Source organism: Thermovenabulum sp., assembly GCF_049723235.1.
GTDB lineage: Bacteria > Bacillota > Thermosediminibacteria > Thermosediminibacterales > Thermosediminibacteraceae > Thermovenabulum.
This window is the reverse complement of sequence record NZ_JBNARB010000006.1, coordinates 94,074-117,510: the sequence shown is the minus strand read 5'-3', so window position 1 is coordinate 117,510 and position 23,437 is coordinate 94,074. Positions and strand designations below refer to the sequence as shown.

Genomic DNA, 23,437 nt, shown 5'->3' with positions numbered 1-23,437 from the left:
CTGTTAACCGGAGGGTCGCAGGTTCGAATCCTGCTCGGGGAGCCAATTTTTTTTTATGCAATAAAAAAGCTATTGGAGATTTTCCAATAGCTTTGAATTTTTTATTTACATGGGCGATAAACTTCTAAATTTAATAAATAAAAATAACTGGTTAACATTAATAAAAACAACGATAATAAAAATTAAAATAAGTTGCTAATTTGTAAAATAAAAAAATATTGGATATAAAAAGAGCACGGTTAAAAAAAATAGGGGCATAAAATGCCCCTAAAATTATCGATAATCTGAAATATAAGATTTCTATTCTACATAAGGAATAGAACAGCTGCAATAGTGGAAATTATTAAGCCAACTATCACGGGAATAAAATTCTTTCTCACAAGATCAAATACGGGCACACCTACTATTCCTGCAACAGCAACTAAGGAACTCCATGCGATTATTGTTCCTCCACCAGCCCAAATTGCACCCATTTGACCAATTGCTGATAAAGCAGCGGCTACCTTAACATTTCCTGCTGCCATCGCGCCGGCTAATGTACCTGTCATAGGAAGGCCGGAGAATCCTGAACCATCCAGTCCTGTTATTATACCGAGGATTAACATTCCAAAAGCTGATAAAAACCCTTTTGCAGGAATTGCAGAAGAAATTATTTTACCAATATCAAAAAGGTATCCGGGAGCACCTTCTCCTAAAATGGACTTTACAGCATCGGGATTACCGAGGAAGAAAAATCCGGCTATGGGTAATATTTGCCCCATTACTTTAAATGCAAATACCAATCCATCGGTTAAATGATCTGCTATAATATCAAGCCCTTTACTACCTTCGACCCAAAGAGTGGCAATAACCATTATTGTAATAGCTGTGCCACCCAGGAGTGCTGAAGCATCTCCGCCTCTAATATTAAACTTAAACATGGCGATTATGACTAATATTATAGAAATTAACAGCAACCATACGAGATATGGAGCATGAAAGGTTTTTGCTTTTGCTCCTTTTTCTTCAATACTCTTTTTAGCTTCTTGATGGCCGGTTTTTATAAAGTTTTCAATATCATTTCTCATAAATATATAAGCAAGAATTATAGCAGTTACACCTGTGATTATTGATAGTATGGCTGCGTAATTGGTGACAATGGGAATAGGAATACCCGCAGACTTTGCCGATAATCCTGGTGCACCTTGAATTACGAAGTCACCGGATAAAGCCATTCCCTGACCTGCAAGGGCTATTGCTACTGCTGCTGCCATTGGAGGAAGTCCAGCTTTAATGGCAGCGGGAACCAAAAGAGTACCTATCAAAGGAACCGCAGGAGTAGGCCAGAAGAACAAGGAAATTACGAAAGTTGAGATTACCAGCACGAGGTAGCTTATAAATGGAGAGACCATTAATTTTTTTAATGGAGCGACCAACAGCTCATCAGCACCGGTCACGCTTAACGATTTGAGCATTGCCACCATTAAACCGATTATTACAAAGATGCTGCCCAGTTCGGAAAGGGCCGCTATATTCGCACGAAAAACTGCGGTGACTGCACCAATTAGTGATCCCTTAAAAATCAATCCTATTAAAAAAGTAGAAACAATACAGGGAATAAGTACGTTTCTTCTAAAAATCATTGTGATAACTACCGCAAGGGTCCCCAAGGCGTAAATCCAATGAGCAAGAGTCATATTTGAGCCTCCTTAAAAAATTTTTTAAAAAAATTCAATTATTATGGTCCCTAAAATGATTTTTTTAAATCACCTCCTCATCAATGATGACAACCATCTTTATTATTATTAATTCTACCCGTAGAGAAAAAATCCTTTTTAAATTTAGAAAAAATTTTTTTATAAATTTTCATCTTTTATATTTTATATTTCAAAGATTTTCTTTATGCATGTATTAAGTGTATTCCCAAATTATGTAAAGGAAACAAAAATATTTTTTTATTAATGTGTAAAAAATAAAAAAGAAAAAATTATAAGCAGGATTATTAAAATTTAGGGAGAATATTATAAATATAATACTCTTCATCAATGATGAGTAGTATAAGGAGGGTACAGGAATGCCAAAAGTAATAATCATTGGAGGCGGATGGTCCGGATGCGCCGCTGCTTTGGCTGCTAAAAAAGCCGGCGCCGAGGTATTTTTATTGGAAAGAACCGACATGCTTTTAGGTACAGGTTTAGTTGGGGGAATAATGCGTAATAATGGTCGTTTTACAGCGACGGAAGAAATGGTTGCTATGGGAGGTGGAGAACTTTTTGAAGTGACGGATAATGTGGCAAGGCACAAAAATATAGAGTTTCCGGGACACAAACATGCGACTTTGTATGATGTGGCAAAGGTAGAACCAGCAGTAAGAGATTTATTAAAAAATAAGGGAATTAATATAAGAACTGAATGTAGAATTGTAGATGTAGAAATGGAAAACTCAAAAATTGTTGCTGTTATAAATGACGAAGGAGAGAGATTTGAAGGAGATGTTTTTATCGATTGTACAGGTACGGCAGGACCACAGAATAATTGTACAAAATATGGTAACGGCTGTGTAATGTGCATTATTAGATGTCCAAGCTTTGGGGGCAGGGTTAGTATTGCAGGAAAAGCAGGAATTAAAGAAATGATAGCAAAAAAGGCAGATGGCACTTACGGAGCTATGAGCGGCTCCTGCAAACTTCACAAGGAATCCTTAGATCAAAATATCGTGGATAAATTAAATAAAGAAGGAGTGGTAGTAGTACCAATTCCTCCTGAAGTAAGAGAAGATGAATATATTTTAACTGCAAAAGCCTGCCAACAATATGCCTTAAAAGAATTTATTGAGAACATTATCCTTTTAGATACCGGTCATGCAAAATTAATGGCACCTTTTTTCCCGCTGGAACAATTAAGGAAGATACCCGGATTTGAAAATGCCCGGTATGAAGACCCCTATGCTGGAGGTAGAGGAAACTCAATAAGATATACAGCAATTTGTCCCAGGGATAATTATCTGAAGGCTGTTGGAGTTGAGAATTTATTTGTAGGCGGTGAAAAAGCAGGTCCTCTTGTAGGTCATACTGAAGCAATTTGCACAGGTACCTTAGCTGGCGCAAATGCAGTAAGATTTGCAGCAAAAACAGAACTGATTAATATTCCTTTGGATTTAGCTGTCGGAGATGCAATAAGTCATGTGGGAGAACAGATGAAAACGGAAGAGGGAATAGCCAAAAAATACACTTTTTCAGGGGCTGCTTATTTTGAAAGGATGAAAAAATTAGGATTATACACCACAAATATTGATGAAATTAAAGAAAGGGTCAAAAAAGCCGGAATGGAAAATATTTTTAATGTCAAGGTAATATAAAATTTTATAAAATGCTGTTGGACATTTTGTTCAACAGCATTTTTATATAAAAAATAATGAAAAATATGAATATTAAAATAGAAAAATTATACATCGGATATATAAAAGATAAGAAAAGGAGTATATTTATATATACTAAAAATGTTTACATAAAATGATTTATTAAAGAATCTATAATTAAAATACAGGGATTTTTGCTTTTTTTAATTTAATGTTTTTTGTGTTAAAATATTAGCAACATCCTTCTGGCCTCCCAAGAAAAGGAGGATAAAAAATGAGAAAAAAAATGTTTATTTTCTTGATAATCCTTTTAATGGTGATTCTTATTACCTCCCATGTTTTTGCGTCAACGAGCGGGATAGTTTTAAAAGAAGGAATGAGAGGCAGAGAAGTTGCCTTATTACAGCAAAAGCTCAAGGAATTGGGTTATTACTACGGAAGTGTTGATGGAGTGTTCGGTTGGAGAACAAAACTTGCTGTAATGAACTTTCAGAGGTCGCGGGGATTAAAAGTTGACGGTATTGCTGGTTATTGGACATTAAGAGCTTTAAACTTAAGTTTCGACAATACTTACAGAGGATATGAAGGTAGGTTTTCAGCGAGAGATATTGAACTGCTGGCAAGACTTGTTTATGCAGAAGCCAGGGGTGAACCTTATATAGGACAGGTGGCTGTTGCGGCTACGGTATTGAACAGGATAAAAAGTCCCTTATATCCCAATTCGATTCCGGAAGTAATATTCCAAATTGAGGGAGGCCGTTATCAGTATAGTTGTGTTCCGGATGGACAGATAAATTTAACTCCGGATGAAACGGCAAGAAAAGCGGTATATGATGCTCTTTCAGGTTTTGATCCTTCAAAGGGAGCAATAGGTTACTATAATCCCAAAAAGACCAATGATTTATGGGTAAGGCAAAGACCAGTGACTGTTATTATCGGAGACCATGTATTTTTTAAATAAAAAATGAAAATGTGAATAAAAACCCTGTGTTTTTTAAATCACAGGGTTTTAAATTTAATATTGACTTTATAATATTAAAAAATAATAATTAAAATAGTATAAAATAAGGTGTGAGTAACAAATTATGGCAATAATGGAATATATGACGGTAAAAAAAGAAGCACAAGCGGAATTATTAATAAAAAAATCCAGGTTTATAACTCATGTTAAACCGGTGGAAACTATAAATGAAGCGGAAACATTTATCTCTTCGATAAAAAGAAAATACTACGACGCCACACACAACACTTATGCTTTTAGCGTGGGCCTTGAGGCAGAGGAAATACAAAAATCAAATGATGATGGAGAGCCGAGTGGTACTGCTGGAAAGCCAATATTAGAAATAATAAGAATGAAAAATTTAAAAAATACCGTGGTTGTAGTTACAAGGTACTTTGGAGGCATTTTATTGGGAGCGGGAGGTTTGATCAGGGCCTATGGCGAATGTGCAAAACAAGGTATAGAAAAGGCGGGAATTATAAAAAAAATTAAATGTGATCGGTATTTGATAGAGGTAAATTATCAAATATTCAATAAGATAGAAAGGCTCTTCAAGGAAAAAGGTTTTTTAATTAAAGAAAAACAATATTTGGAGAAAGTATGTCTTGAAATATTTAAACCCTATTATTTAAATATTTCTCCCGACAAGATGGTGAAAGAGAATGGATATTTTGATGTAAAAGTTATATGGGTTGGTAACTATTATGCTGATATAGATAACGATAATTATTTTATGTAAACAATTAGAAGGAGGCATTACTTTGAATACAGAAGTTCTTGCAAGTAAACTGGTGGATTGGCTAAAAGAAAAAGTTTATAGCGCTGGGGCAACCGGGGCAGTATTTGGAATGAGCGGCGGGATTGACTCAGCAGTAGTAGCGGTATTATGTAAAAAAGCCTTTGGTCAAAATATTCTGGGTCTTTTCCTTCCCTGTTACAGTAGTAAAAAAGATGAGGAAGATGCAATAAGGGTTGCACAAAAATTTCAAATACCCTTTAAAAAAATTTCCTTGGACCCTGTTTATGATACCTTTATGACTATTTTAGATCCCACCGAAAATAAAACGGCAAAAGCAAATATTAAGCCAAGACTTCGTATGATCACCCTTTATTATTACGCTGCCTCAAAAAATTACCTGGTTGTAGGAACGGGAAATAAAAGTGAGCTTACGGTTGGGTATTTTACAAAATATGGTGATGGTGGGGTTGACCTGTTACCTCTGGGTAATTTGGTAAAATCCCAGGTTAGGGATTTAGCAAGGTTTTTTGAAATTCCCGAGGATATTATTGAAAAGCCTCCTACGGCCGGTTTGTGGGAAGGACAAACCGATGAAGGAGAAATGGGTATATCTTATAAAGAGCTGGACACTTACATCTTAACAGGTGAAGCATTGCCGCACATAAAGGAAAAAATAGAAAATATGAATAAAAAAAGTGAACATAAAAGGAGTTTGCCTCTTATACCACCTTTTTAACTTCTCTTCTTTTACTAATAATTTTTTTGTGCTAAAATAATTTAGGAAGTTAACAAAGGGAGGGGAGACAAATGTCGGGGCATTCAAAATGGGCAAATATCAAGCATAAAAAGGCTAAAATGGATGCTCAAAAGGGAAAACTATATACGAAGCTCAGCAAAATGATAATTGTTGCAGTTAGGGAAGGCGGCCCTGATCCTAATGCCAACAGCAAATTAAGGGATCTTATAGAAAAAGCAAAAGAAGCTAATATGCCCAACGAAAACATAATGCGGGCAATTAAAAGAGGTAGTGGAGAGTTAGGTGGCGAAAATGTAGAACATGTTATGTATGAAGGTTACGGTCCCGGCGGTGTCGCTATAATGTTATCGGCTATGACGGATAATAGAAACAGGACTGCCAGTGAAATTCGCCATCTTTTCGATAAATACGGTGGAAATCTCGGCGAAGCCGGTTGCGTAGCCTGGATGTTTGAGAAAAAAGGGCTTATTTTAATAGAAAAAAATGAGAGAACGAATGTAGATGACATTATGATGATTGCCATTGAAGCAGGAGCTGAGGATATACAAGAGCAAGAAGATTCAATAGAAATCACCACTTCAACGGAAAATTATGAACAAGTAAAAAAGGCTTTAACGGATAATAATATTGTTCTTTCATCAGCAGAAATAACTTACCTTCCGAAAAGCACGGTAGAGGTAAGCGGCAAAGATGCGGAGATGTTGGAAAAATTGCTTGATGTCTTGGAAGAACATGATGATGTAGAAGAAGTGTATTCTAACTACGAATCCAAATAAAACCGAATTTGAATATTTTAACGTAAAGGTGGGCATACTAATTTCTTGAAATAAAGGAGGAATTAGTATGTCCAAAAGAATTTATTTTGTGTTTTTTATAATTTTTTTTCTGGGAATCCTGCTGGGAAGTATTTTAACAAAACATAACAATTTCCTTCCGAAATCCTCTGAACTTTCAAATATTGTTAAACATACTTTTGAAGATGAAATAATTACAGAAAAAACCAAGATAGTTTGCTTTACTTACTACAAAAAATGTGGACATACCAGGGTTTTTGAAATACCTGTTCAAAAATATGTTGGTCAAAAGTTTACCGATTTTGAAAAGGGTTTAGAAAGCGGAGTAAAAATAGAGAAGTTTTCTTCGGATGAAATAATTATAAAAAAGGAAGAAGATTCTTATTGCGATGACCATTATTATATAGGGACAAAAGATGGTTTTGTTTCTCTGTTTAAGGGAGTACCGGGAGAGCCTTCAGTGATTTTAGAAAAAACCGATATTCTCATAGATGTTTTGAAAGAAGAAGATAGGAATATTTTAGAACGGGGTATTGTTATAAAGGACAAGGAAGAATTTTATAAAATATTAGAAGGGTTAAGTAATTGATTTTTAAAAAGCTTTCTTTTAATATTTAAAAGAAGGCTTTTTTATTTTGAAGGAAATAGCTTTATTGATGAAGAAATTATAAAAAAGGGGATATTTTATGATAGTAATGGGTATAGATCCGGGTATTGCGATTTGCGGTTACGGTGTTCTTTACGAAAAGGACAAAATCCAAGTAATGGATTATGGCGTCATTGAAACCAGGAGCGACCTTTCCAAGCCCCAAAGATTAAAAAAGGTGTATGAAAGTTATATAGAATTGATAGAAAAGTACAATCCCGATGCTGTGGCGGTGGAAGAACTGTTTTTTAACAAGAATGCCAAGACGGCTATTTCCGTAGGCGAAGCGCGCGGGGTTGCGCTTTTGGCCGCTGCATTAAAAGGGGTAGAAATATATGAATATACACCTCTTCAGATAAAACAGATGGTAGTGGGATATGGATGGGCTAAAAAAAACCAAATACAGGAAATGACAAGGGTATTGCTTAATCTAAAAGAATTACCAAGGCCGGATGATGCTGCTGATGCTTTGGCGGTTGCCCTGTGTCATCTTTATTATAAAAACATAGAAAAAATTTACGGGGTGTAAAAAATGTTTGAATTCATAAAAGGTACACTGATAGATATAAATCCCTCTTTTGCTATTATCGAAGCAGGTGGCCTTGGATACAGGATGAACATATCCCTTAATACCTATGAAAAGATAAAAGGTTACATAAAAAAAGAAATAAATCTTTTTAGCTACTTAGTGGTTAAGGAAGATTCTTTGGAATTATACGGTTTTCACGACAGGGAGGAGAGGGATTTTTTTATTTCCCTTAATAAAGTTTCGGGAATAGGACCCAAACTTGCCCTTACGATATTATCATATTCGGATGTGAATTTATTAAAAAAAGCAATCAGTTTTGAAGATGTCAGCAAGTTGAGTTCGATTCCCGGTATAGGGAAAAAGACAGCCCAGAAATTGATCCTGGAATTAAAAGATAAAATAAAATATATTGAAAGCGATTCGAATTCCATTTATGAAGCAAGGGAAGTACTATTAACCTTAGGATTCAAAATGGAAGAAGTAAATAAAGTCCTTTCAAATGTAGATAAAACAAAGGACACCGAGGAGATAATAAAGGAAGCTCTGAAGTTTTTTTCAAAATAGAGGTGATGGTTTTTGAAAGATAGAATTGTTACTCCTTTGTTGAAAAACAGCGAAGATGCTGAACTGGAAGTAAGCCTTAGGCCCAAAACCTTTGACGAATACATAGGACAGGAGAGCGTGAAAGAAAATCTAAGAATTTTCGTAAAAGCCGCTCTAATGAGGAAAGAACCTTTGGATCATGTGCTGCTTTACGGTCCTCCTGGTCTCGGTAAGACCACCTTAGCATTTATAATAGCTAAGGAAATGGGGGTAAATATAAGGATTACTTCCGGTCCTGCTATTGAAAGACCGGGAGATTTGGCAGCAATATTAACGGGATTGGGAGAAGGGGATATACTTTTTATAGATGAAATTCACAGGCTGCATCCGTCGGTGGAAGAAGTATTATATCCCGCAATGGAGGATTTTTGTTTGGACATAGTTATAGGCAAAGGACCTGCGGCGAAATCCATAAGGCTTAGTTTAAAACCCTTTACTTTAATAGGAGCCACAACCAAAGCCGGTATGCTTACCTCTCCTTTAAGGGATAGATTTGGGGTAAGATGCCATTTGGAATTTTACAAAAAGGAAGAATTGATGTTGATTATTAAAAGAGCTGCTGAAATTCTCGGTGTTAATATAGATGAAGAGGCGGCAGAGAAAATTGCGGAATGTTCCCGGGGAACACCGAGAATAGCAAACCGCCTTTTAAGGAGGATAAGAGACTTCGCCCAGGTAAAAGCAAAAGGGATAATTACCCGGGAAGTGGCGGAAGAAGGTTTGAAATTATTAAATGTGGATTCCAAGGGGCTTGATCAAGAGGATAGAAGGCTTTTGTTGACAATAATAGAGAGATTTAAGGGAGGACCCGTAGGAATCGAGGCCTTGGCTTCAGCTTTAAATGAGGAAGTATCGACCATAGAAGATATTTATGAACCCTATTTATTAAAAGAGGGATTTATTATAAGGACCGCAAGAGGAAGAATGGCCGCCGAAAAGGCGTACGAGCATTTGGGTATTAAAAGGGATTGAAATGGGGTGCTATGGGTGAAAAAAATATTATTATCCTTTGCGATGATATTTTGGTTCGTTTTATCATTAGCTAATTTTCCGGTTTATGGTCAGGATATATCTGAAAAAAATATTAGAATAGGACTTTTTTTTGATAAAACTGCAATGGAAAGTTATACTATAAAATCAAATTCGGGATTTAATATTTTGGTTAAACAAAATAATGAAAATGGAGAATTTAAAGTAATTGCTGAAATTGATTATACTGATTTAGAGGTAGCCCTGCAGAATGGAAAAGTAGTGTTTTTAAAATCCGGCAGCCCTATTTCCAATTTAAGTCTTGAAATATCACCGGAAAAACCCGTTTATATTTCCTCTAAATCTGGAATTATTTTTTTTGAAGGAAAGCAATACAGAGGCAATATTGGAATTTTCCCTGATTTATCAAAAAAAGGAATGACGGCAATAAATGAATTAAACTTAGAAGATTACCTTTACGGTGTAATACCTCTTGAAATGTCACCTTTGTGGCCCATGGAGGCTTTGAAGGCTCAGGCAGTTGCAGCCAGGACTTTTGCGGTTTACAACTTAAATAAGTGGGCTAAGTACGGATTTGATTTAACGGCAAATTCTTCTGATCAAGTTTACGGAGGTTATGATTGTGAAAACCCGAGGACCAATCAAGCTGTAGAAATTACCCGGGGGGAAATAATATACTATAAAGATAAGCCCGTATTGGCCTTTTTTCATTCCAATAGCGGAGGAGTTACGGAAGATTTCAGTGATTGGTATACACAGGAACTGCCCTATCTTAAATCAAAGAAGGACCTATTTTCAGAGGAAGTAGCGGATGTATGGGAAAAGGATCTTTCTTTTAAGGAACTGGGAAGCTATTTAAAAACTACAGGCTACGATCCTGGAGATATAATAGACTTTATAATTTCTGAGAGGAGCAGCACTGGAAGGGTAAAAAAAGTTATAATAAAAGGGACAAAAGGGGAAAAATCCTTTTCCTCTAACGAAATAAGAAATTTACTTTCTTTAAAAAGTACTCTTTTTGAAGTAAATAAAAAAATAAATAGTGAAAGACAATTATATGCAATTACCGGTAATGGAATATGTGTTTTAAACATTTTTAATGCTTCAGACAAAGTTTATATTGAATCGAAGAATGGTAAAAATTCCTTATCCGATTTATTAAACATTTATGCTATGGGGAAAGATACTATAAATAAACTCCAGACTGCTGCCGGGATAAAAATTATCGGGCGAGGCTGGGGACATGGAATAGGGATGAGTCAGTGGGGTGCCAGGGTAATGGCAGAAAAAGGATATAATTATAAGGATATTCTTTCTTTTTACTATACAGGAGTAACCATAGGGAGATGAAAAAAATATGGATTTAAAAGAATTTTACTACGAATTACCCGAGGAACTAATTGCTCAAGAACCATTAAAAGAAAGGGACAAATCAAGGCTTCTGGTGTTAAAAAAGGAAACCGGCGAAATGGAACATAAAATTTTTTATGAGATAATTAATTACATGAATGAAGGGGATTGCCTGGTATTAAATAATACCAAGGTGATACCCGCCAGGTTAATTGGTGAAAGAGAAGACACCAAGGGCACCATTGAGTTTGTTTTATTAAATAGAATAAAGGAAAATATATGGGAAGTTCTGGTAAAACCTGGGAGAAGGGCGAAATTAGGGAAAAACTTTATTTTTGGTGATGGTTTATTAAAAGCAAGGGTGATTGATTACACTGAAGCGGGAGGAAGAATAGTAGAATTTTCTTATGAGGGAATATTTGAAGAGATTCTGGACAAACTGGGAGAAATGCCTGTACCTCCTTATATAAAAAAGAAACTCGAAGAAAAAGATAGGTATCAGACTGTTTACGCTACACGTCCTGGTTCAGCTGCAGCACCTACGGCTGGACTTCATTTCACCGCAGAATTACTGGAAAAAATTAAAGCAAAGGGTGTAAAAATAGCTTATATAACTTTGCATGTAGGTCTTGGCACTTTTAGACCTGTTAAAGTTAAGGAGATAGAAAAACACAAAATGCACGCCGAATACTATGAAATTACCCAGGAAACTGCGGATATTATTAATACTACAAAAAAAGAAGGGAAAAGGTTATTTGCGGTGGGGACAACTACAACAAGAACTTTAGAAACTGTAAGCGATCCGGATGGATTTGTTGTTCCCCAAAAAGGTTTTACCGATTTATTTATTTATCCCGGATATAAATTCAAAACCGTTGATGCTCTTATTACAAATTTTCATCTACCCGAATCGACTTTGATAATGCTTGTCTGTGCTTTTGCGGGAAAGGAAAAAGTAATGAGAGCTTATGAAGAAGCTGTGAAAAATAGGTACAGGTTTTTTTCCTTTGGAGATGCTATGTTGATTGTATAAATAGAAAGGAGGAAAGTGTTGAAAAAGAAAATAGCAAATTTTATTGTTAAAAGCGTGTTTATATTGGAAGCTTTTCTGGCATTTTTTATTATATTTGGAGTAATTGTAGGTTCGATTGATCTTGTTAGATATTTCAGGATGATATATGAAACGCCGCCACTGCAGACCTTTTCGCTATTACAAACCTTTTTAGGACATGCCTTGCTATTGGTAGTAGGTTTAGAGCTTGTTATAATGCTTGTGAGACATACGCCTTCGAGTATAGTAGAAGTATTACTTTATGCTACTGCAAGGAAAATAATAATAGAGACAAAATCCACCTGGGAAATATTTTTGGGTATTATAGCTATTGGAGTGATTTTCGCAATCAATAGAATTTTTGCACCGGGCAAATCCTTTTCCAGCGAAGGGGTACTGGTAAATTCTGCAATGCCTGTTGAAGAGGTAAATAGATTGGCAAATGTCAAAATTCCTAAGAACTTGGGAAATACTATAGGAGGTGTTATTTTTAATTTAGCTAATGAAGAAGGAAGAGTAATAAAAGAAAAGGATGTATTTTATATAAATGACGCTGAAGTTACAATAATTTCTATGGAAGAAAGTTTAATTAAAAATCTATTAATAAAAAAGATAAAGGACGGGGAAGATTAGTGAACTTTGAATTAATAAAAGTATCAGAGAAAACAAAAGCAAGAAGAGGAAAAATTATTACGAGCCATGGAGAGATTGATACTCCCGTTTTTATGCCGGTAGGGACGCAAGCTACTGTCAAAACGATGACACCTGATGAACTGGAAAGCATAGGGGCAAAAATAATATTAAGCAATACTTATCATTTATATTTAAGGCCGGGCCACAAACTTATAGAAGAGGCTGGAGGCCTTCATAAGTTTATGAACTGGAAGGGTTCTATTTTAACCGACAGCGGAGGTTACCAGGTATTCAGCTTAGGAGAATTAAGGGAAATAAGAGAAGAAGGGGTTACTTTTAGATCCCATATCGATGGCTCCATTCATTTTATATCACCGGAAATATCTATTGAAATTCAGAATTCCTTAGGCTCTGACATAATAATGTGTTTTGACGAGTGTATTCCTTATCCCTCCACCTATGAATACGTTAAAAACTCGGTAGAAAGGACTACAAGATGGGCTGAAAGATGCAGGGAACATCATAAAAGAAGCGATCAGGCACTTTTCGGTATAGTACAGGGAGGACTGTTTGAGGAATTAAGAAGAAAAAGTGCTAAGGACCTTACAGGTATAGATTTTGAAGGATATGCTGTTGGAGGGTTGAGCGTAGGTGAGCCAAAACAGGAAATGTATAAAGTTTTAGATTATACGGTGCCCCTTTTACCGGAAAATAAACCCCGTTATTTAATGGGTGTGGGTTCTCCCGATGCGATTTTTGAAGGGGTAATAAGGGGCATTGATATGTTTGATTGCGTTCTTCCTACGAGAATTGCAAGGCATGGAACGGTTTTTACAAAAAAGGGAAAACTCGTAGTGAGAAATGCTGTATATGCTAAAGATTTTTCTCCTCTTGACCCCGAGTGCGATTGCTATGTCTGCAAAAATTATTCGAGAGCTTATATCAGACATTTATTAAATGCGGGGGAGATTTTGGGCCTCAGGTTAACTACTTACCACAACCTGCATTTTCTTTTAAGACTTATGGAAGAGATAAGAACAGCAATTGAAGGTGATTATCTTTTAGAGTTAAAAGAGGTATTTTTTAAAAACTTTGGTTACGAGGATTGATATGAAAAAAAGGATTTTTAAAAATTTTATCGAATTAACTAATATGTATTTTTTTAATAGTAATTTTGGGAAGGGTGTGATCCTTAGTTGAATAGTGCAATTTTTTTACAGCAATTTGGACCTTTGATACTTATCTTTGCTATTTTTTACTTCCTTCTGATAAGGCCTCAACAAAAAAGGGACAGAGAAAGAAAAATGATGCTGGAGAGCCTGAAAGAGGGAGACGATGTAATCACAATAGGAGGAATCTACGGTAGAATACTTAATATTAAAGATGATGTCATTACCCTTGAAGTGGGAGATAAACTCAAAATAAAAGTTACACGTTCTGCCATAGGTACCGTTCTAAAAAAATCCGATAAAGCGGATAATAAAGATAAAGCTTGATTTTGGAATACTACCTCCTTTCCTCAAATATATATTTATTGAGGAAAGGAGGTTCTCTTTTATGAAAATTACGGTGAAAAAAAGCCCCCTGGTTGATACAGGGAAGGTATTTCGGGGGGTAATTTTGGCTCTCTTATTGACTGTATTTTTGCTATTTTTATTTAGCATTGTAATATTTTTTTCATCGATTCCCGAGGAATTTATATCTAAATTAGCTGTAATTGTAATGGCTTTGTCCATTGCGGTTTCTTCTTTTATTACATCGAGGGGAATTGAATCAAAAGGCTGGTTAAATGGAGGTCTTATAGGTCTACTTTATTCTGCAGTAATAATAATAGTTAAAATATTATTTTATAAAGAAGGTGTAACCTCTTCCACACTATTAGATGTTTTGTTTGGATTCTTGATCGGGGCAATATCCGGAGCAATAGGTGTAAATATTTAACTTTTCTTGTAATATTTTTTCTGGTATAATAAAAAAGAATTCTTAATAAGAGGTAGTATCATATAAGAAACGGAGGGAAAAGTGGGATGAAACATATAATCAAGATTCACAAAGGGGATTTATGTGATCATTTAGAGAAAAAAGGCTGCGGGGAATGCATGGCATCATGCCAATCAGCTTGCAAAACCTCCTGCACTGTTGCCAATCAGGAATGCGAAAATAAAGAGATTAAGTAAAAGGCCTGACGAAGGCCTTTTAATCTTTATATGGATTTGGTTGTTTATTGACTGCTTCTTTTTTAAGGGATATAATAAATTTGTTATGCAACCTTTTTGGGATTGGAGGAGAAATTGATGAATTACAGGACAAAAAGCCTCTTAAAAATCGCACTCATTTTAATTTTAGCTGCTTTTTTGGCTTATACTTTATTGTACGGTATTAAAATTGGTCCTTACAAACAAGAACCTCTGTCAAAATCTATAAAACTTGGATTGGATTTGCAAGGGGGAGTATACGTATTATTAGAAGCTGAACCAAAACCGGGACAGGAATTGAATGAAGAGAAAATGAACAGTGCAGTCGAGGTAATTAGAAGAAGGGTGGACCAGCTGGGTGTTGCAGAACCTCTTATTACAAGACAGGGAAGTACTCGAATAAGGGTGGAATTACCGGGCGTAAAGGATTCTCAAAAAGCCCTTGAAATAATAGGTAAAACGGCTTCCTTGCGTTTTGTTGGACCCGATGGAACGGTAATATTGACCGGAGATAATGTAAGAGATGCTCGAGCAATATACGGACAAGCAAATGAACCAATGGTAAGCCTTAAATTAGATGATACCGGGGCAAAAAAATTTGCGGAAGCCACTAAAAAATATTTAGAACAACCAATAGCTATATTACTTGACGAAGAAGTAATTTCTGCTCCCGTTGTAAAAGCGGTTATAACTAATGGAGAAGCAGTAATTGAGGGATTGGAGAGTATTGACAGAGCGGCAGAACTTGCAGCATTAATCAGAGGCGGTGCATTACCCGTTGATTTGGTGCAGAGAGAGGTAAGAACGGTAGGTCCTACGTTGGGTGCGGACTCTCTTGCAAAGAGTGTAGCTGCGGGGAAAATCGGTGTGGTCCTCGTTGTTTTATTTATGATTTTATATTATAGACTACCCGGATTTATTGCAGATATAGCTTTGATGATATATGTAATGATTGTATTAACAGTTTTTATAGCTATAGGAGCTACTTTAACCCTTCCTGGCATAGCAGGTTTTATCCTTTCTATTGGTATGGCAGTAGATGCTAATGTTTTAATTTTTGAAAGATTTAAAGAAGAACTTAGAAATGGTAAAACGCTGCGTTCTGCTATAGATTCTGGCTTTAACAGGGCAATGCTTACTATTTTGGACTCGAATATTACTACGATTATTGCAGCAGCTGTCCTCTTTTACTTTGGTAGCGGTCCAATAAAAGGTTTTGCCGTTACACTGATAATAGGTATTTTAACCAGTATGTTTACCGCTATCGTAGTAACCAGGGTGCTTTTATCAAACATCATTGCTTCCAAACTTTTTGTTAACAAAAAATTATTTAGCGCATAAGAGGTGAATAAATGTGAAAATATATAAAATAATGGAACGAAAATATATATGGTTTTCCATTTCACTGGCGATAATATTTGCAGGATTAATTTCCACTGCCATTCATGGTTTAAACTGGGGTATTGATTTTACCGGAGGTACGATTTTGCACTATAATATGGGACAGAATTATGAACTTTCTGAAGTAAGAAAAACGCTAACCGATTTGAATATTAAAGATTTTGAAGCAAAGAAAGCTGGAGACGATGGAAATGAATTGATAATTAGAACCGTGGTTTTATCCAAGGATGAACAGTCAAAAATAACGGAGAGCTTGAAGAATAAATTTTCAAAAATAGAATTGATAAGGGCGGAAAAGGTTGATGCGGTTATCGGCAGCGAATTAAGAAAACAGGCAATAGTTGCGTTAATCATCGCAAATATTTTAATGCTGGCTTATATTTCTTTTAGATTTGAGTTTAAATCTGGAATCGCAGCCGTACTGGCGTTAATACACGATGTGCTTATTGTTATAAGCTGGTATGCACTTTTTAGAGTTCCTATTGATAGTTCCGTTATAGCGGTAATATTAACGGTAGTAGGTTATTCAATTAATGATACTATCGTAGTTTTTGATAGAATAAGGGAAAATTTGAAAAACGCAAAAAAAGTATCTTTCAACGAAATTGCAAATATGAGCATTGTACAAACCCTTGCAAGATCTATCAACACTTCTTTAACCACCTTACTTACCATTATTGCGCTGAATCTTTTTGGTGGAGAGACTATTAAAGATTTTACCATGGCTTTAATCATTGGTATTCTAAGTGGTACCTATTCCTCAATTTTTATAGCAAGTCCATTGTGGTCTATGTGGAGGAAAGATGCAAAAACCGCTTAAAGCTGAAGGAGGGTAAGTATGTTAAAAGACCTTTTAACTACGGGGCTTTATGCGGGTATTGGGCTTGTTGCTTTAACCAAGGAAAAGGCTGAAGAAATAATTCAGGAACTGGTTAAAAAAGGGGAAGTCTCAAAGGAAGAAGGTAAAGATCTTTTAAAAACCCTTGTGGACAGGATTGAACAGGAAAAAAAGAAATTGCAGCAAAAAATAGATGAACAAATAGAAGTTGCAATCAAGAATATGAATCTGGTGAGGAAACAGGAGATAGAAGAATTAAAGATTAAAATTGAAGAGTTAGAAAGAAAAATTGACGAGTTTAAAAAAGAGGTATAATTTACCTCTTTTTTTTTTTGTTAATTGGAAATAATATGAGGAAAAATATTTACAAGGAGGGGTGAGAAGATGAAAACATATTCTCAAATAGTTGTGCATGATGGAAATAAAAGCTTGATAGATATATTGGATATATCAGTCTTATCCACTTTTACAGGAAATCCAATTCATGTACATGCAGAGGGATTAAGGGGAACGGGCAAAACCACCATAATGAGGGCATATAAAAGCATTCTTCCTTTTATTGAAAGGATAAAAGGATGTGAGTTTAACTGTGATCCAAGAGCACCCCATTGCCCGGAGCATAAAAATTTAAATATGGAAGAAATCAATAAAATCGGAGTGGAAAAAATTAGAATGCCCTTTGTTGAAATTTCCGCTTCGGCAAAAAAAGGTACAGTGGTAGGAAGCATCGACCTTGAAAAGTTAACATCAAAGGATGACCCAAGGGCAGCCTTGCTTTTAGGAACTATTCCTAAGGCAAATAGGGGCATATTGTTCATAGATGAGATAAACAGGATAGCGGATATTTCGCCTGAAATTGCCGATATACTGCTGGATGTAATGGGTACAAAACCCGGAAGAATACAAATTGAAGAAGTAGGACTACCTACTATTGAGATACCGGTAAATGTCACGGTTTGGGCTGCTTCCAATCCGGACGAAGAACCGGGGCCCTTGGAGGATGTTAGAAAACAGCTTTCTGACAGGTTTGATTTTGTAGTTTATGTGGATAAGCCTCATGGAGCGGAAGTTGTAAAGTCCATACTTGAAGGAAAAATAAAAGACAATGGCTTATCGGAAATATTGAAAAAGAACTTATATATTGATTCCCAAAAACGAATAGAAAAGTTTCAGGTTCCTGAGGAAATAAAAGATGCTTTAGCGTTATGCTATGTCAATTTTAATCTTGAAAGCATTAGGGGACTTGAATCCGTAATAAATGGATTAAAAATGCTTTCTGCCCTATATGATAGGGATGTTAATCCAAAAGATGTTACTTTTCTTGCCAGGTACGCATTAAAGCACAGAACCAGTGAAAAAAATGTATTTGAAATAATCAAGTTTATTGAAAATACCCTAACAATGAACAGGGTTAAAAGAGATGAAGCAGAAGTTGCCTATTTTCAAAAAAACAAAGCAGAAGAATCCGAAAAAATAAATAAAAAAATCGCCGGGAATAATAAAAGCATTATTTTTGACAGGTTTAAGTTTTTGAGATGGCCTTTTTTATCAAAAAAATACAAGACCATGGGCAGTAATCATAATCCTGTCAGTGTAGAAATAAAGGCACCACCTCAAAAAGCAAAAAACATAGATGAAATTGGTGAAGAAGAATTAATAAAAACTGAGGAGGAACTAAAGTGAACCCTCTTTCTATGAAATTAATTGAGGAATTTAAGAAGGGAAATGGAGTAAGGATAGGAGAAACCTGTTGTGCCAGTAAAAGGGTCCACGTTATTTCTCCGGAAAAACCTCAGGTGGTAAAAGTAATAAAAAACCAGGATGCTGGCGTAATTTTTTACAGGAGGGAAAAGGAAAATGAAATAATTCATTTAGATATATTCCATGAGGTAAAAGAAGTAAATGTAAAAATGCTGGCAAAGTGTCTTATTGAGCTGTTATTAAAAAAGAATAAAGAAGATATTATGAATTATATAGATATTCAAACGGGAACCGGAGGAGGTAGATTAACGGGTAGCTTGGATTATGGACAAACCGAGACATTAAAAAAGAACCATTTGAACCACGTGCATTTGGCCTTAATGTTAAAGGATGAAGACTTGGATTTATTGATTGAAATAGTAAGAGCTGTTGAAAATTTCCTTACCGATGAAAAAGTAGAGATCCGGAAGATAGAAAAAGTTGTAAATGAGGTTGGAAATTCACCGGTAGACCTTTCCCCATACATGTCTATAACCGATTCCTTCTTAAAAGGAAAAGAAGGAAGAGGAGAAAGTTATAGAGAAAATTTTGAAAATGCGGTAGAAATGATGGAATTCTTGGGGAGTTTGAAGGAATTAGAAGAAATTCTTGAAAATCTGAGTTCGGAAGGTGAAAAATTAAATTTGCTTAAAAAAAAGTATGCTGATGTGGAATCAATTATAGAAAAACTCAGCAATAGTAATTTTATAGAAAAGAGTGAAAAAGGTATTGTACTTAGCCGGAAAGGAGAGGAATTTAAGAAATTTATTAAAGAAAATTACAAAGAGCTGGAGTTAATATTGAAAAGACTCATAAAAAATATAAAAATTACACGGGGAGGCGTTTCCGCTAAAAAATATTTTGAACTTAGAAAAAAAGGGATATCTTTTTCTTCAAAAATTAACAAAGGAGATTGGATGGAAGAAATAGATATTCCGGAGACTGTTAAAAATGCAATGGTAAGAAGCTTTCAACAAAAACAGAAATTTTATATAGAACCGGAAGATATAATTTTAAACAGGAGATTGGGAGAAAAGGAACAGGATATTTGCTTAATAATTGATGCCAGTGCAAGCATGAATGGAAATCGGTTAAGGAGTGCAAAATTTCTTGCAAAACATATATTATTAACTGCTAAAAAGAGAGTAGCGGTTCTGGCGTTTCAGGATAAAGAAGTAAAGATTTATGTGCCCTATACTAAAAATTTTACAAACTTAGATACCGGTTTATCTAGTATGATATCTTCCGGTCTTACACCTCTTGCTCTTGCGATTGAAAAAGGCTTCGAGTATATGAATGCAAAAAAACTAAAAAATCCTTTGATGATTTTGATTACCGACGGAATTCCAACCGTACCTTTATGGTCAAATGACCCATTAAAAGATTCAATAATTGCCGCCGAAAAGATATCTAAAAAGAAAATCGATTTTTTTTGCATAGGATTGCAGCCAAACAAAGATTGTCTATCTAAAATTACAAAGGCTGCAAAGGGTAAACTATATGTCGTAGAGGAATTAAGAAAAGATGATCTTTTGTATGCTCTGGTTAAAAGTGGGAAAATAATTAAGTAATTTATTAATTTACTCATCTTTTTTAAAGAGCCCGCCTTTATGGCGGGTTTTTGTTGATAAGAAACCCATGTTGAATTATAATATTATTGTTTAAAGCTTATGGGGGATAAAATTATGATAGACGGCAATTATTTATGGGATATAAAAGAGGAGAGTTTTGTAATTAACGGGGAATTAAAACTTCATCCTGTTATTTTAAAGATATTATCAAAACGCGGCATTAAGACGAAGGAAGAGATAAGGAAATTTCTGGAACCAAAATTTGAAGATTTGTATAATCCTTTACTTTTGCTGGATATGGATAAAGCTATTGAGCGAATAAACAAAGCAATATTAGAAGGAGAAAATATAACAATTTTTGGAGATTACGATGTAGATGGAATTACGGGCACGGCAATACTTTACAAGGGTTTAAAGAAAAAAGGGGCTTTCGTTGATTACTATATTCCGGCAAGGCATGATGAGGGATACGGGTTAAATGTAATTGCCATTGAAAAATTGGCAAAAAAAGGTACCAAACTTATTATTACGGTGGACAATGGAATTGCTTGTTTTGATGAAGTTAAAATGGCTTCGGATCTGGGAATTGATGTGATTATTTTTGATCATCATGAAACTCAAGGAATACTTCCTCCTGCTCATGCCGTGGTTGACCCCAAGAGACCTGATTCGAATTATCCTTTCAAAGAGTTATCGGGTGCGGGGGTCGCTTTTAAATTTTTACAGGCCTTTTTAAATGAAGAAGATTTAGTAAAATATTTGGATATAGTGGCTATTGGAACTATTGCCGACCTGGTACCGCTTCAGGATGAAAATAGAATAATTGTTAAGCTTGGTTTGGAGGTCTTAAAAGAAACTGAAAATATAGGTTTGAAGGCTTTATTAGATATAGCGGGTTGCACTTCGGAAAAAATTGATGTGGAGAAAATAAGCTACCTGATAGCTCCCAGGTTAAATGCCGCTGGAAGGATGGCTGATGCCGCAATTGCGGTAGAGCTTTTAATAACCGAAGATAAAGAAAGGGCAAAATTGCTGGCTAAGGAACTGGATAATCATAATAAAGCAAGGCAAGCCATAGAAAGTAAAATATTTAAAGAAGTAGAAGACAATATAACAAAAGAAGAAATTGATAAGCAAAATGTTATAGTGGTAGATGGTTGCAATTGGCATGAAGGTGTAATTGGAATTGTAGCATCGAAAATTACACAAAATTATTGCAAGCCGGCAGTGGTAATATCAAAGGAAGGAGAGTTTTCCAAAGGATCCTGCAGAAGTATTCCCGGCTTTAATATCTTTCAGGCCTTAAGCAAAATTTCTTATCTTTTCGAAAAATATGGTGGACATGAGCAGGCCGCTGGTTTTACAATTAAAAATGACAATGTAGATTTATTCAAAAGGAAAATTAATGAAATAGCCGGGGAGATGAAAATTAAAGAACATATTCCAGTATTAACTATTGATTTGGATCTGAAAGGAGCAGAAATAGATATTAATTTAGCAAAGGAATTATCCCTGTTAGAACCTTTCGGCTTTGGGAATCCAAAACCGATATTTTCCTGCAGAAATCTATCGGTAAAAAGTATTAAAACCGTGGGCAATGGTGAAAAACATTTGAAAATAGAATTTGTTAAAAGAGGCAATAGATATACTGGTATCGGGTACAATTACGGAAGTTATAAAGAAAAATTGATAATGGCCCCTTTTCTTGATGTAGCTTTTTACTTAGAAATAAATGTTTGGGGAGGGAGGGAGGAACTGCAGTTAAAAATAAAAGATTTGAAAATTCCCTACTTAAAAGATTCAATTTTAAAGAAAATTGAAGCGGGATATTACAGGGAATTTTTTAGATTAAATTTTAAAAACTTACTAGATGAACAAAAGGATAGCACATTAAATATTAATGACAATGTAAATATAGTATCTACGATAAAAAATAAGAGAAAATTTGTAGAGGAAATTTCCGGGAATGGGAATGTTTTAGTGCATTTTCATACACCCTATCAAGCATGGAGATTTATTAACTATTTTACAAAAAAGGAAAAAAATAAGGGTAAACTAAAAATACTTTTTAATTTAAATAACGGGGCACAAAGCTTGATTTTTGATGATACAAATTTTATTATTTTATATATTAATCCGGTTTTTGATAATGAAATAGTTCGTCAATACATAAAATCAAACAGTATTGACTATGTGGTTTTTTATGATCCGCCTTTTTCAATTTCTCAGTATGAAAAGGAAGTAATTATTGCCAGTGATATTCCGGTTTTCATTATTTTTAATAAAGAAGATTTAAGATATAATTATATGGTTCTTGAAAATGTCCTGGTTAATGATAAAAGTATTATCAGTGCATTTTTACATTATTGCAGGGAGAATTTCGCCAAAATCAATTCTAATTGTTATGAAGAACCATTAAAAGATTTCCTGATTAATTTTAATATCAGGTTAAAAGAGAAGTTAGAAATACCACAAATGTTATATATTTTAAATATTTTAAAAGAATCTCAGATAATTGATTTTAATATTGAGGAAAATACTATCTTTTTAAAAAACCTTGGTTTGCAAAACAAAAAATGCCAGGTAAAAGGATTCAGCTTATTAAAAGAAATTTTTAATTTAAAAAAGGACTTAATTAATTTTTATAATAACTTTACTATTTTTTAAAAATCAAATTCAAGGGGGCGAATAAATATGTCACCGGAACAGTTAAAGGAAAAAATAAGGATAATCATGGATTTCCCAAAAAAAGGTATAAGCTTTAAAGATATTACAACTTTACTAAAAGATGGAGAAGCATTCAAAGCTGCAATAAAAGGCCTTGCTGAACTTGTCAAAGAAAAAGATTTTGATTTAATTGCGGGACCGGAAGCCAGGGGATTTATAATAGGCGCACCGTTAGCCTTTGAATTAGGGAAAGGCTTTATTCCTGCAAGGAAAAAGGGAAAACTACCGGGAGAAACCATAAAAGCTGAATATAAGCTTGAATACGGTACTGACATTTTAGAGATGCATAAGGATGCAATTTTGGAAGGGCAAAAAGTACTTGTAGTTGACGATTTGCTGGCAACGGGAGGAACAATTTTTACTACAATAGAATTAGTAGAAAAATTAGGAGGAAAAGTGGTTGGAGTAGCCTTTTTGATCGAGCTTACCGAATTAAGTGGCAGGGAAAATCTCAAGGGTTATGATGTATTTTCTTTAATACAATACTAAAAAGCGTTTAAAAAGGTTACTTAGTACTGTTTTTGGGAAGCGTAAGG

At 34.9% G+C, this 23,437-nt stretch carries 24 protein-coding genes; 23 read left to right on the top strand and 1 reads right to left on the bottom strand.

Going from position 1 to position 23,437, the window contains the following annotated elements; genetic code table 11:
- Positions 1-305 precede the first annotated feature (305 nt).
- A complete protein-coding gene (locus tag ACPLOV_RS05165) occupies positions 306-1,676 on the bottom strand; it encodes a hypothetical protein (protein WP_424909995.1) in 1,371 nt (456 codons plus the stop codon).
- Between the two features lie 377 nt (positions 1,677-2,053).
- Here ACPLOV_RS05165 and ACPLOV_RS05160 point away from each other — a divergent pair, with 377 nt between their 5' ends.
- The 23 genes from ACPLOV_RS05160 (at position 2,054) to ACPLOV_RS05050 (ending at position 23,390) form a co-directional block, all read left to right on the top strand.
- Positions 2,054-3,337 (top strand): FAD-dependent oxidoreductase, encoded by a 1,284-nt coding sequence (locus ACPLOV_RS05160; RefSeq protein ID WP_424909996.1) that lies wholly within the window; start codon positions 2,054-2,056, stop codon positions 3,335-3,337.
- A 274-nt stretch (positions 3,338-3,611) separates the two neighbouring features.
- Complete coding sequence (locus ACPLOV_RS05155; protein ID WP_424910741.1) at positions 3,612-4,298, top strand: cell wall hydrolase; 687 nt, start codon at positions 3,612-3,614, stop codon at positions 4,296-4,298.
- A gap of 124 nt (positions 4,299-4,422) precedes the next feature.
- On the top strand, positions 4,423-5,076 hold the full coding sequence (locus tag ACPLOV_RS05150; RefSeq protein WP_424909647.1) for a YigZ family protein: 654 nt from the start codon (positions 4,423-4,425) through the stop codon (positions 5,074-5,076).
- A 22-nt stretch (positions 5,077-5,098) separates the two neighbouring features.
- The gene (gene nadE / locus ACPLOV_RS05145) at positions 5,099-5,812 is read left to right on the top strand and encodes an NAD(+) synthase (RefSeq protein WP_424909648.1); all 714 of its coding nucleotides are present in this window, start codon (positions 5,099-5,101) and stop codon (positions 5,810-5,812) included.
- Positions 5,813-5,883: 71 nt separating this feature from the next.
- A complete protein-coding gene (locus tag ACPLOV_RS05140) occupies positions 5,884-6,609 on the top strand; it encodes a YebC/PmpR family DNA-binding transcriptional regulator (protein ID WP_424909649.1) in 726 nt (241 codons plus the stop codon).
- Between the two features lie 67 nt (positions 6,610-6,676).
- Positions 6,677-7,216, top strand: coding sequence for a BofC C-terminal domain-containing protein (locus ACPLOV_RS05135; protein ID WP_424909650.1), 540 nt, complete (start codon positions 6,677-6,679; stop codon positions 7,214-7,216).
- 97 nt (positions 7,217-7,313) lie between these two features.
- Positions 7,314-7,802 carry a crossover junction endodeoxyribonuclease RuvC gene (gene ruvC / locus ACPLOV_RS05130; protein ID WP_424909651.1) on the top strand — a complete coding sequence of 163 codons (489 nt, stop codon included), beginning with the start codon at positions 7,314-7,316 and terminating at the stop codon, positions 7,800-7,802.
- Positions 7,803-7,805: 3 nt separating this feature from the next.
- Entirely contained in the window at positions 7,806-8,366 is a 561-nt protein-coding gene (gene ruvA, locus ACPLOV_RS05125; protein ID WP_424909652.1) for a Holliday junction branch migration protein RuvA, read from the top strand.
- A gap of 12 nt (positions 8,367-8,378) precedes the next feature.
- Complete coding sequence (gene ruvB, locus ACPLOV_RS05120; protein WP_424910740.1) at positions 8,379-9,377, top strand: Holliday junction branch migration DNA helicase RuvB; 999 nt, start codon at positions 8,379-8,381, stop codon at positions 9,375-9,377.
- A 15-nt stretch (positions 9,378-9,392) separates the two neighbouring features.
- The gene (locus ACPLOV_RS05115) at positions 9,393-10,745 is read left to right on the top strand and encodes a SpoIID/LytB domain-containing protein (RefSeq protein WP_424909654.1); all 1,353 of its coding nucleotides are present in this window, start codon (positions 9,393-9,395) and stop codon (positions 10,743-10,745) included.
- Between the two features lie 7 nt (positions 10,746-10,752).
- The gene (gene queA, locus ACPLOV_RS05110) at positions 10,753-11,778 is read left to right on the top strand and encodes a tRNA preQ1(34) S-adenosylmethionine ribosyltransferase-isomerase QueA (protein WP_424909655.1); all 1,026 of its coding nucleotides are present in this window, start codon (positions 10,753-10,755) and stop codon (positions 11,776-11,778) included.
- An 18-nt stretch (positions 11,779-11,796) separates the two neighbouring features.
- Positions 11,797-12,429, top strand: coding sequence for a transporter associated domain-containing protein (locus ACPLOV_RS05105; RefSeq protein WP_424909656.1), 633 nt, complete (start codon positions 11,797-11,799; stop codon positions 12,427-12,429).
- A complete protein-coding gene (gene tgt, locus ACPLOV_RS05100; RefSeq protein ID WP_424910739.1) occupies positions 12,429-13,538 on the top strand; it encodes a tRNA guanosine(34) transglycosylase Tgt in 1,110 nt (369 codons plus the stop codon). The genes ACPLOV_RS05105 and tgt overlap by 1 nt, the downstream gene beginning before the upstream one ends.
- Before the next feature lie 87 nt (positions 13,539-13,625).
- The gene (gene yajC, locus ACPLOV_RS05095) at positions 13,626-13,925 is read left to right on the top strand and encodes a preprotein translocase subunit YajC (protein WP_424909027.1); all 300 of its coding nucleotides are present in this window, start codon (positions 13,626-13,628) and stop codon (positions 13,923-13,925) included.
- A gap of 61 nt (positions 13,926-13,986) precedes the next feature.
- Positions 13,987-14,370, top strand: coding sequence for a TIGR04086 family membrane protein (locus tag ACPLOV_RS05090; protein WP_424909028.1), 384 nt, complete (start codon positions 13,987-13,989; stop codon positions 14,368-14,370).
- Between the two features lie 86 nt (positions 14,371-14,456).
- The gene (scfA, locus tag ACPLOV_RS05085) at positions 14,457-14,606 is read left to right on the top strand and encodes a six-cysteine ranthipeptide SCIFF (RefSeq protein WP_083947486.1); all 150 of its coding nucleotides are present in this window, start codon (positions 14,457-14,459) and stop codon (positions 14,604-14,606) included.
- A gap of 117 nt (positions 14,607-14,723) precedes the next feature.
- A complete protein-coding gene (gene secD, locus ACPLOV_RS05080; RefSeq protein ID WP_424909029.1) occupies positions 14,724-15,965 on the top strand; it encodes a protein translocase subunit SecD in 1,242 nt (413 codons plus the stop codon).
- Between the two features lie 13 nt (positions 15,966-15,978).
- Complete coding sequence (gene secF / locus ACPLOV_RS05075; RefSeq protein ID WP_424909030.1) at positions 15,979-16,845, top strand: protein translocase subunit SecF; 867 nt, start codon at positions 15,979-15,981, stop codon at positions 16,843-16,845.
- A gap of 18 nt (positions 16,846-16,863) precedes the next feature.
- A complete protein-coding gene (locus ACPLOV_RS05070; RefSeq protein ID WP_424909031.1) occupies positions 16,864-17,178 on the top strand; it encodes a phasin family protein in 315 nt (104 codons plus the stop codon).
- Between the two features lie 69 nt (positions 17,179-17,247).
- Positions 17,248-18,546 carry a magnesium chelatase gene (locus ACPLOV_RS05065; protein ID WP_424910738.1) on the top strand — a complete coding sequence of 433 codons (1,299 nt, stop codon included), beginning with the start codon at positions 17,248-17,250 and terminating at the stop codon, positions 18,544-18,546.
- A complete protein-coding gene (locus ACPLOV_RS05060; protein WP_424910737.1) occupies positions 18,543-20,174 on the top strand; it encodes a vWA domain-containing protein in 1,632 nt (543 codons plus the stop codon). Before ACPLOV_RS05065 ends, ACPLOV_RS05060 begins: the two co-directional genes overlap by 4 nt.
- Before the next feature lie 114 nt (positions 20,175-20,288).
- Positions 20,289-22,841, top strand: a complete 2,553-nt coding sequence (recJ, locus tag ACPLOV_RS05055; protein WP_424909034.1) for a single-stranded-DNA-specific exonuclease RecJ — start codon at positions 20,289-20,291, stop codon at positions 22,839-22,841.
- Positions 22,842-22,868: 27 nt separating this feature from the next.
- A complete protein-coding gene (locus ACPLOV_RS05050) occupies positions 22,869-23,390 on the top strand; it encodes an adenine phosphoribosyltransferase (RefSeq protein WP_424909035.1) in 522 nt (173 codons plus the stop codon).
- The last annotated feature ends 47 nt before the right edge of the window (positions 23,391-23,437 follow it).

Excerpts from the sequence above, each read along its gene's own strand:
- ACPLOV_RS05165 (WP_424909995.1), bottom strand. The coding sequence starts at position 1,676 with ATGACTCTTGCTCATTGGATTTACGCCTTGGGGACCCTTGCGGTAGTT.
- ACPLOV_RS05160 (WP_424909996.1), top strand. The coding sequence starts at position 2,054 with ATGCCAAAAGTAATAATCATTGGAGGCGGATGGTCCGGATGCGCCGCT.
- ACPLOV_RS05155 (WP_424910741.1), top strand. The coding sequence starts at position 3,612 with ATGAGAAAAAAAATGTTTATTTTCTTGATAATCCTTTTAATGGTGATT.
- ACPLOV_RS05150 (WP_424909647.1), top strand. The coding sequence starts at position 4,423 with ATGGCAATAATGGAATATATGACGGTAAAAAAAGAAGCACAAGCGGAA.
- ACPLOV_RS05140 (WP_424909649.1), top strand. The coding sequence starts at position 5,884 with ATGTCGGGGCATTCAAAATGGGCAAATATCAAGCATAAAAAGGCTAAA.
- ACPLOV_RS05135 (WP_424909650.1), top strand. The coding sequence starts at position 6,677 with ATGTCCAAAAGAATTTATTTTGTGTTTTTTATAATTTTTTTTCTGGGA.
- ruvC (WP_424909651.1), top strand. The coding sequence starts at position 7,314 with ATGATAGTAATGGGTATAGATCCGGGTATTGCGATTTGCGGTTACGGT.
- ruvA (WP_424909652.1), top strand. The coding sequence starts at position 7,806 with ATGTTTGAATTCATAAAAGGTACACTGATAGATATAAATCCCTCTTTT.
- queA (WP_424909655.1), top strand. The coding sequence starts at position 10,753 with ATGGATTTAAAAGAATTTTACTACGAATTACCCGAGGAACTAATTGCT.
- ACPLOV_RS05090 (WP_424909028.1), top strand. The coding sequence starts at position 13,987 with ATGAAAATTACGGTGAAAAAAAGCCCCCTGGTTGATACAGGGAAGGTA.
- scfA (WP_083947486.1), top strand. The coding sequence starts at position 14,457 with ATGAAACATATAATCAAGATTCACAAAGGGGATTTATGTGATCATTTA.
- secD (WP_424909029.1), top strand. The coding sequence starts at position 14,724 with ATGAATTACAGGACAAAAAGCCTCTTAAAAATCGCACTCATTTTAATT.
- ACPLOV_RS05070 (WP_424909031.1), top strand. The coding sequence starts at position 16,864 with ATGTTAAAAGACCTTTTAACTACGGGGCTTTATGCGGGTATTGGGCTT.
- ACPLOV_RS05065 (WP_424910738.1), top strand. The coding sequence starts at position 17,248 with ATGAAAACATATTCTCAAATAGTTGTGCATGATGGAAATAAAAGCTTG.
- recJ (WP_424909034.1), top strand. The coding sequence starts at position 20,289 with ATGATAGACGGCAATTATTTATGGGATATAAAAGAGGAGAGTTTTGTA.
- ACPLOV_RS05050 (WP_424909035.1), top strand. The coding sequence starts at position 22,869 with ATGTCACCGGAACAGTTAAAGGAAAAAATAAGGATAATCATGGATTTC.